This is a genomic window from Kitasatospora sp. NPDC101176, from assembly GCF_044768035.1.
Classification (GTDB): domain Bacteria; phylum Actinomycetota; class Actinomycetes; order Streptomycetales; family Streptomycetaceae; genus Kitasatospora.
In genome coordinates, this window is the sequence record NZ_JBIWPA010000010.1 from 152,221 (window position 1) to 162,558 (window position 10,338).

General features: G+C 75.0%; 1 pseudogene. It reads left to right on the plus strand.

The annotated features are described in order from the left end of the window. Positions 1-390 precede the first annotated feature (390 nt). A pseudogene (locus ACIRS1_RS17110) lies at positions 391-10,338 on the plus strand (hypothetical protein); the annotation flags it as partial.

A 10,338-nucleotide genomic window follows, 5' to 3' on the forward strand; every position in this document is an offset into this window, starting at 1 on the left:
GCGTCGGGGCCGCGTGGTGAGCGGGCGTCGGCGTTCCTGGATCGTCAGGCGGAGTTGAAGGGGGACCGGAAGCCGACCGCCGATTCGCCCTCCGAGGGCCCACGCCGTGACGGCGACGACGGAAAGCCGCGGCCTCCGCGCAGGTCCAGGATCGTCGCGTTCAACGAGCTCAAGGAGCGGGACGGCGACGACTCCGGTGCCGTCGCTCCCAACAAGGGCTCCGGTGGCCGCGACCAGGCGGGTTCGGCTCCGTCCGAATCCGGTGTGCAGACCCGCCGGCAGTCCGAGGGCAGCCGGACGCAGGTGGTACCCGGGCCTGCCGGGCCCGAGCACCCCGGCGGCTCGGACACCCCCACGGCCCCGGACAGGTTCCCGGGTCAGGGGCACCGGTTGACGGACGGGCCCGGTGACGGCCCGCGGGAGGAGCGCCCGCCCGCGGCACCCCCGAAGGAGCGCGGCGACTTCCCCGGCCAGGGCCACGTCCTCGGGGGGAAGGACGCCACCCGCGACGGGCGGGCCACCGAGTCCGGTCAGCAGAGCGCCAGCCACCAGGCCGCCGAGCGCCGACGCGAGGAGCAGACGAACGACCCGCAGGCCCGCGAACGCGCCGCACAGCGGGCCCGGGAGGCCGCCGAGGCGGAGCAGCGCAGGGCCGAACGGCAGGCGCAGCGGGAGGCCGACGCGACGGCCAGGGCCCGGGCGCGCGCGGAGGCCCTGGAGGAGCAGAAGCGTCTCCTCGCCGACGAGCAGGCCCGCGAGGAGCAGCGCGATGCCGAGCGGCAGGCTGCCCACCGGGCGACGCGGGAGAGTGCCCGGCAGAGCCGGGAGGCTGCCGAAGAAGCCGACTGGCAGCGGCTGTTGGCTGACCTGCGGGACAAGTCGGGCGGCAACTCCGGCGAGCACGGGGACCTCTCGCTCGCCGATGCCCGCGCCCTGCTCGCCCGGTACGAGGCGGACGGACTGGCAGACCCCTGGCACCGGCTGGCCGCCGAACTGGGTGTGGACGTCGAGTCGTTGGCCCGTCGAGGCTTGATGCCGGACTTTCCCCGTGGCAGCGGCGAACGGGATCGGTCCGACGCCGCCTCCGAAGTCCGGCGGACGGTGGCGAGGCACCTCCTGGGGGAGGATGGCGACAGCACCGACGACGAGTACGACGACAGCACCGACGACGAGTACGACGACAGCACCGACGACGACACGACGAGCTTCTCCGGACGGGCCAAGAAGCCCGTGGTGACCACGCCTGCCACCGCGCCGGCGGCGATCCTCACCCGTGGCATCGACGGTGCGGGCGGCACGGTCACCCGGGACGCACTGGACGAGGTCGCGCGCGAGCTGGCCAAGGAGCCCGCCACGACCGGTGACCCGGCCGTGGTGCCGTCCGGCGAGGAGTCCTCGGCATCCGCGCCCTCCTCGCGGGAACGGCTCGCCGCCGGTGCACTGTTGAAGATCCACGACGACCTCTACCACCGGGACGCGGCCCCGGAAGCGATCACGCGGGACCTCGACAGGGTCAGGGCGCTCCGGCGACTGGAGCAACTCGCCCGGGACCACTACCGGATGAGGGTCGCCTACCTGACCGGTGGCTGGCTGGCCGGCATGGCGCAGGACCTGCACGGCCTGCCTGACCGGCAGCGCCCGCTGTCGGACCACCTGAAGGCGGTGGTGGACGCGATCGGGGGGATCGACGCGTCCCTGACCGGTGCCGCGCTGCGGGACGCCCTGCGGGCCGCGCTGCTCCCACCCGCGCCGGAGGTGGAGCCCGTGCCGCAGGTGGAGCCCGCGCTGCAGGTTGCGCCCGTGCCGCTGGCGGGGCCTGCTCCCGGGGCGAATTCTGCGCCACAGGAGGCGCCTGCAGCGCTGGCGGACCCGGTGCCCGCTGCTTCCGAGGGGGCCGGTGGGACGAAGGGCGAGCCGAAGGAGCGGCAGGAGCGTTACACGACCAGCCGTCTGACCACGTCCGGAGGCGTCGTCGTCGGTCTGGAGCTGCAGAGCCGCGGCCGGAAGAGCGCCCCGCCCGTGGTGGCCGAGGACGTACGGAGCGTCTACCACTGGTCCATGCCCGCGAAGCCCGGCGACGGTCCGTACCAGCCGGTGGAGCGGATCGCGCCGGCTGTTGGCGTCATCGAGGAGGACGCGAAGGGCGCGGAGGCCGGGGCTGTCGCGAAGGGAGAGGCGGCGGGTGAGGACGCGGTGGTCGTGGAGGACACGGATGGCACGACCGCGTCACCTGCCACGACTGCCGTGACCGCCGTACCCGCCACGAAGGCCGGGAAGTCAGCCAGGCCCGCGAAGGCCGCCGAGAGCGCGAAGGACGTCGTGGCCGCGCCCGCCGCGAAGGGTGTGAAGGCCGGGACGTCGGCCAGATCCGCGAAGACGGCGAAGCCTGAGAAGGACGCTAAGCCCACGAAGGCCGAGAGGGGCGCGAAGCCCACGAAACCGGCGAAGCCCACGAAGGCGGCGAAGGGTGCCGAGGACGGGAGCGATGCCGAGGACAAGGACACGAAGGAGGAGAAGAACAAGAACTACAGCCTGACCGAGATCACCGGGCATGAACCCTTCCTGCTACTGATTTCCAAGAAGCTGATGGACGCCGACGCCGACACCCTCGCCGAGGCGGTGGTGGCCGACCTGCCGGGCGACGTCCTCACCCCCGAGACCCCGTTGGTGCTGGTCGGGCCCTCCGAGCTCGGCGCGGACCTGGTGTTGCCGCGGGCGCTGGCCGCGGCTACCGGACGGACGGTGTGGACCAGTTCGGTGGCGACGTCGCTGACGGACGGTCAGATCCGGGTGAGGGCCAAGATGCGCCCCGATCTGGAGGCCAAGAAGCACCTGAAGCCCGAACGGGGCTTCTGGATCAAGGAGGTCCCGCCGGATCCGACGATGCCGGAGGCGCCCGAGGGTTCCAGCATCCCGACCAAGGGCGTCACCAAGGAGAACGGGCGCCGGGTCGACGCCAAGAAGCCGGACATCGTCGACGAGAGCGACCTCGACAGTCAGCCCATCCTCTTCCCGCTGGGGAGGCAGTCGGGCGGCCGCTTCTTCCGGGACGACTCGCTCACCCGGGAGTGGGAGGCGGTGCGTGACGGCTTCGACCCGACCAGTCCCCACTTCGAGTACCTGTCTTCCGACTTCGTGGACAACCCCGTGTTGGCGGCCGCGTCGGCCGATCCGGACCTCGGCTCCATCGGCCTCGTCCCCTGGGACGTCTCGGCGCCGATCTACACCGTCATGACGCACGCCACGCACCTGGCGGCCATGCTGCCGACGCTGTCCGAGCAGCCGGCGAACGGGAACAAGAAGAAGGTGTACGTCTCGGGCACGGGGCTCGGCCAGGTCGTGCGGCGGCGTCCCAGCTTCCGGCGAATGCCGCCGGACACGCAGATCGTGCTGCTCGCGTGCCAGGCGGGAGCCCTGGGGGACAGCGGGAAGGCGGTCGCGCAGGAGCTCGCCGAGGCCACCGGCCGCGTGGTCTGGGCATCCACGACCACCATCCACGTGGCTGTCGGACAGCGTGTCGCCCAGCTCGGCATCCTCAGCGACGAACACGGCACGCGCGGACGCTGGGTCAAGTTCGTGCCGGGTACGGAGCCGGACACGGAGCAGGGCTCGCATCCGCCCGTCGAGCCGGAATCGACCAAGAAGACCAAGAAGACCAAGGATTCCCGGCGTGTCGGAAAGCTCGGCGGGTTCCTGCAGGAGGACCAGCCGTCATCGGACGCCGAGGGCGGTCGGCAGGGCCGCGCGGTGCAGCGGGTGACGCGGCCGGACGGGTCGTCCTTCGACGTCCTGGAGACCCCGGGCGACGGCGACTGCCTGTTCACCGCGGTGCTGGCCGGCGCGGACCGCGACCTCGGTGCCCGGGACGCCCGCAGGGTCGTCTCGCTTTGGTTCCGGGGCCCGGCAGGCGCCCCGCTCCGGGAGAGCATTGACTCCCGGGAGCAGAGCCCGCTGCACTTCCTGCTCGACGACCTGACGGAGCATCAGGTTCGGGCGATCGCCGGAACGGCGTTCGACGGCGTGGGTCGGGAGGACCTGGTCGAGCACCTGCGGGCGGTCTTCGCCGCCGGGGCGCCCGCGGCGGACGCCGACGCGGCCTGGAGCCGGATGCTGGAGCAGCTTCCCGCGCTCGCAGGGACGTTGTGGGTGCACGACGGGGACACCGATCCCCGGCGGCTGACCCTCGCGGACCTGCGTGACCAGCCGCTCAGCCTGCTGGTGGACATGGCGGTGCGCAACCGGTCGCTGTGGAGCAGCCGCTTCTACGACGAGATCGCGCAGGTCGTCGCGCACGCCCTGGCCGTGCGCCTGGTGGTGCACGACGACCACGGCAGGTCCTTCGTGCTGAACCCCGAGGCCGCGCGGACCGTCGACGTGCACCGCTCCAACCCCGCCGACATCCGCGGCGCGCACTACAGCGCGCTCACCTGGGTGACCCACCCGGCGGGTCCACCGAACGAGCCGGTCCAGGAGAGCCACCGGCAGGAGCCGTCGCACCACGAGCCGTCGCAGCACGAGTCGTCGAAGGAGGCGGACACGCCGCAGGAGGGCCGGCTCCCGGGGGACGAGAAGCGGGAGGAGCCGACCAAGCCGCCCGTCCCCCCGCAGGAGCAGCCCGCCACCGTCCCGGCCCCGACCCCGGTCCCGACTCCGCTCCCGCCCCTGCCTGCCCCGCCGCGCCGGATGACCGAGGAGGGATGGATCAGCGCGGGCGACCGCGTGGTGCTGGTCCACGGTGCGAACGGCCGGGTCGTGGAGGCCGTGCTCGCGCACCTGCGGGCGGGCGTGTCGGCGGGCCGGCGCGAGGAGATCCGGAAGCGGCTGGCCGAGCAGCTCGACGTGCGCACCCTGCAGCCCCACCTGTCCCGGATGACCAGGGGCGACGACCTGCTGCTGCCGCTGGACCTCGGCGGTGGGCCGGGCCTGCTGCGGGTCGGTGCCACGGTGGTGCGGGCGGTCACCGCGCACCGGACGGAGAAGTTCGAGTTCGAGGACGGCGGTGACTCGTCCGCGGGGACGGGCGCGCTGCGCGAGAGCCGCACCCGGTGGGCCGGGGGGCTGGTGGTCAGCGGGAAGCCGGCCTCGGCCGTCGGCGTGACCGGTCCGGCGACCCGCGTCGCGGACCGCGCCGAGGGGACGGCGGTCGCCTCGACCGGGCGGGTGACGCACCGCAGCAAGACGGCGGAACCGGTGCTGTGGGTCGACGCGGAGATCCTTCTCGACCTCGACTTCTCCGCCGTCCCGGGCGTGCGCACACCGGCCCGCCCGCTGTCGCGGACCCCGGTGGTGGCAGCCGCCCCCCGGCCCGGGCAGGAGGGGCCGGTGTCGGTGCGGCTGTCGGCGCGGGTCGTCACCCCGGCCGCGGAGTCCGGCGGTGACGCGCCGTCGCCGACGACCCACCACGCCCCGCCGGCCCGGGTGCTCCGCACGGCGGCGCTGGGCGGGATGGACGTGGTCAAGGACGTCCGCACCCGGTACGGGCGCGGCGACCGCGCCGACGGGCACACCGCCCTGTTCGGGCCCGCGGACGCGGACACCGGGCTGGAGGCCTTCGGCCGGCGGCGGTTCGGCGACGACTGGCCCGCGGTGCGGGCCGAGCTCCTCGCGCAGCTCGACCTGCCCAGTCTGCAGGCGCAGCTCCGGGCGATGACCGCGGGAGAGCCGCTGGAGGTCCCGCTGGCGGAGGGCCGGGGCAGCGTCCTGGTCTCGGCGACGGTCCTGGAGCTGGTGCACCTGCGCAACACCGACCCGAGCGAGTTCAACACCGGTGCCGACGCGACGGGTGTCGTCACCTCCTCCAGCACCAGGGCCGTGACCCTGGGGCTCGGGTTCTCGGCCAAGGTCTCCGGAACCGGGAAGGACGATCCCGTCAGCGGCACGGGCAGCGGCGTGCTGACCGGGCAGCGCGGCAGCGACCGGAACACCGTCGGGCAGAACGCGCAGCGGACGGGTGCGGCGCTCAAGGCCAAGGTCCCGGGCGCGATCTTCGACGGCGTCGTCCGGCTCTCGCTCGCCCACCGGGACCGGACCGGCGCCGTCGGCCCCGACCGGGCGAGGGCGGACCTGGGGTTCCAGGTGCTCTTCCAGGCCGCGGAGTGCGAGGCCGGCGAAGCGGGGCGGACGTTCCGCACCGACGACGAGCCCGGGCCGCTCCGGGCGCCCGTGCTGCCACCCGGCACCACCGCTCGGATGCCCGCGCCCCAGGTGTGGGGCCCCGACCCGGCCCACGGCCGCACCGGGCTGCCGACGGGCGCCGTCGTGCTCGACGTCCTCCCGTCCGGCCCCCAGGACGGTCCTGACGCGCTCCCCGGGTTGACGGACGTCCTGGAGGGCCTGGGCCGGCGCACCTTCGGCGCCGAGGGCTGGACGGCGCTCGGCCCGGCCGTGCGCGGGGCCTTCCGCCGCGAACGGCTCGCGGCGCTGCTCCCGGGGATGAGCCACGGCATCGACCTGCGTTCGCCGCTGCTGGTGCGGGCCGGGCAGCCGGACGCCCTGGTGCTCGCCGGCGCCGAGGTCCGGCGGCTGGCCTACGTCCGGGCGTTCGACGAGGCCGAGCTGAACATCGTGAACGAGTGGACGGCCGGCAGCGGGGACCGGCGCAACACCTTCCGCTCGGCGGCCGGCCGGCTCCAGGGCGGCCCCCGGTTCCCTGCGGCCGACACCACCGTCGCGGCCACCGGCGGAGGCGGCCACGCCGCGCGCTCGCGCCGCGGCGACCGGGCCGCGGACAGCGCCGGCGGCTCCGCCAACGCCAAGTTCGCCGAGCCGATGGTCGTCTACCTGGCCGACGTCGAGGTCGACGTCAGGGTCGTGCACGACGGCGCCGGCGCCCCGACCGCGCCCGAACGGGCCGTCGTCCGGGCCCTGCTGGCGCTCCCCATGTCCCTGACGACGCCGCACCCGACCGCGGCGGACGGCGGCCCGTCCCGCCTGGTCTTCACCCGCCCCGACGTCCCGCCCACCGGGCAGGGCGAGGAGGCCGGCGAGCAGCAGGCCCCCGGCGACCACCCGTCGCCGGGCGAGCACCAGCCCTCCGGCGACCAGCAGGCCGACGTCCGGCCTCCCGCCGTGCCGCTCCGCCCGGTCGAGCCGCTCGCCGTGCGACCCCCGGACCGGGTCACCCGGACCGGGGAGCTCGGCGCCTCCGACCCCGTCCTCGGCCTGCACGACGTCCGGGCCGTCCTGGACGCCGTGGGCGTCCGGCTCCGGCCGGTCTTCGGCCGGCACTGGGCCTGGGTCGAGGCCGCGCTCGCCCCCCACCTCGACGAGACCTCGCTGCGCCCCCGGCTGGCGGCGCTCACCACCGGCGCCGGGTGGACGGTGGCCGTCTCGCACCGGGGCTACACCGCCGAGGTCCGGCTCCTGCGCGCCGCGGCGACCATGCGGGAGTACCGGGGCCTGATCGAGAAGTGCGAGTTCGAGCGCGGCGGCGAGACCGTCTCCTCCACCGGCACCCTGCGCGACACGCGCGGCGGAGCCACCGCGACGGCGGCGGTCGACGGCACGTTCCCGCACGTGGCGGTGACGCTGAGCCAGACCTCCGCCGCCCACGGGACGGTGGGCACCGTCCGCGACACAGTGACCAGCCGTTCCGAGAAGGAGAAGACCGTCGAGCGGGCGGCCCGGTTCACGGGGGACGTGACCGTCGAGCTGTCCGTCGTGGTGACGTCGAACCGGCCGTCCGTGCTGGTCGGCCGGGCCGTCCGGCAGCGGCTCGCCGACGCCTCCGGTCCGATGACCGCCGTCACCGGGATCGACGTGGTCTTCCCCGTCCGCGAACTGCCCGTCGACCCGAAGACGGGGCTGGCCCCGGCGCCCGCCGAACACCGTTCGGTGCCCCGGCGGATCGTCGACTCCGGGGTGCTCGGCGGCTCCGACGTGCTGCTGCGGGTCTGGGCACCGGAGCCCCGGGCCCTCCCCTCCGGACACGACCGGCCCACCCCGCAGCCGGACCGAGGACCGGCGCCGCAGCCCGCGCCGGTGCCTCCGCAGCCCGGGCCGGGACACCGCCCGTCGCTGCTGGACCAGCTCGACCGGCCGGGTCGGAGCGTCTACGGCGCCGGCTGGGAACGGGTGCGGAGCACGTTGGAACCCCTCCTCCGGGCCGGCGCCGTGCAGTCCAGGATGCGCGCCCTGATGGCAGGCCAGGAGCACTTCGTCAAGGTGCCCGGCGGCACGGTGGTCCTGCGTTGGGCCGGTGTGCGGGAGATCCGGCACACGGCGGACACGACGGAGACCGAGTTCGCCGCCGGCGGCGCCGGTGGCGTCGCCCAGGGCGGCCCCGACGGCCGGACCGGCCACAACACGGCCACGGACGACGGCGTCGCCGGGCGGTTGGTGGTCACCACGGACCCGGTGGGCGCGCTGCCCGTCTCCCTCGTCCTCGGCGGCACGCTGAGCCACGTCCGGGGCCAGGAACGGATCACCGAGCACGACGGCGCCGGACGGACCGGCACCGCCACCAAGACCAAGGTCCCCGGAAGCGTCTTCACGGGCACCGGCGTGCTCCAGGTGGAGCTGCGCCGCAGGGGCGGGCCCCGGCCCGTCCGCGGCACCCTCCCGCCGGCGGCCCGCGCCGAACAGCAGCGCCAGCGCGCGCTCCGCCCGGCCGCCGGCCTGCCCGCGGGCGCGCCCCTGCCCCGGCCTTTCGTCGAGGAGCTGGACCGGCAGAACCGGCGGATCCGCGACGCGGCCCGCTCCGTGCCGACGCCACGGCCGGTGCCGGACGCGGACCGACGGTCCGGGCGTGCGCGCCGGGCGGCCACCACCACCGTCGAGTTCGGCTTCGACGTGCTGCTGGAGACCTCCGACACCCAGGTGGTCGGGACGCCGGCGCAGGCGCGTCACCGGGCCCCCGGCACCGGCGAGGAATCGCTGCTGGCGCCGCGCGGGGCCGTCCCGACGACCACCCACCTCGTACCGCCCCGGGAGGTGTGGAGCGGGCTCGGTGCCGAGGACCTGCTCGTGGACCTGCCCGACGTCGGCTCGCTGCGGAACCTGCTCGGCACCCTCGGCCGGAACCTGTTCCGGCTGGACCCGGACTCGGCGGACGCCCGCCGGCTCCGGCGCGCCTTCGACCGCGGGACCCTCATCGACGTCTTGCCCGACCTGACGGCGGGCGGGACGCTGGTCCGCACCGTCCGGCTGGGCTTCGTCGACACGGTGAGCGTGACCGTGCGGGCGGAGCTGGTCGCACTCGGCCGGGGCCGCGAGGAGCCGAAGTCGGAGATCTCCCAGTCCGCCGAGGTTTCGACCCGGTTCACCGAACGCGCGCTGGCCTCCCGGATGACCCAGCTCATGGGCCAGTTCGGTCTGGAGTTCTCCAAGGTCAAGGGCAAGGTCATGGGCGGCATCACCTTCGGTGGCGGCGCGGGGCGCCGCACCGGAGGCGAACGCACCGTCGCCGAGAGGTCCGTGACGAACTCCAAGTTCCCCGAGCCGCTGGTGCGCTTCGAGGGGTACGCCAAGTTCACCTTCTCCTTCCAGCACCGCACCGGACCCTGGTCGTGGCGGCCGCACACGGTCGTCGGCGACGTCCCGGTGCTGGTCGCCGTCCCGAAGCGGTCGGTCACCCGGCAGCACACCGGCCCCGACGACACCTACTTCACCCCGGACAACTGGCGTACGGGCCGCCGGCCGTCCGACCCCTACGACCTGCCGCCGGACCAGGAGGAGGAGCCCGGACCGCCCGTCCCGGACGCGTCGGCGAACGACCTCGCAGGACGGATCGCCGAGACCCTCGGCCGCGTCCCGAGCCCGCCGGAGGCCCCGGGCGACCGGACCGGGGGCGGCGCCGGGGGCAGCGCAACGGAGCTCGCGGCGGCGCAGCGGGCGGCCGGGGAGGCCGAGGCGGCGAGGGCGGCGGAGTTGGCTCGGCAGCAGGCGGAGCAGGCTGAGCGGGAGGAGCTGGCGCGTCAGCAGGCGGAGTTGGCCGAGAAGGCTGAGCTCGCCAGGTTGGCGGAGTCGGCTCGGCAGCAGGCGGAGCTGGCTGAGCGGGAGGAACTGGCCAGGCAGCAGGCCGAGTCGGCCAGGCTCGCGGAGCTGGCGCGCCGGCAGGAGCAGGCGAAGCAGGACGAGCGGGCCAAGGCGGCCGTGTCGGCGTTGCAGCGGAAGCAGGCCGAGCAGGAGGTTCCGGCCTCGGCGGACAGCACCAGCCAGGTGCCACCGAAGGAGGCCGTCACTGAGCCTCTGCCGATGGTGCCCCGCCCCGACTCCTCGCCCGAGCTCAAGCCGCTTCCCGAGTCCGAGCTCAAGCCGCTTCCCGAGTCCGAGCTCAAGCCGCTTCCCGAGTCCGAGCTCAAGCCGCTTCCCGAGTCCGAGCTCAAGCCGCTTCCCGAG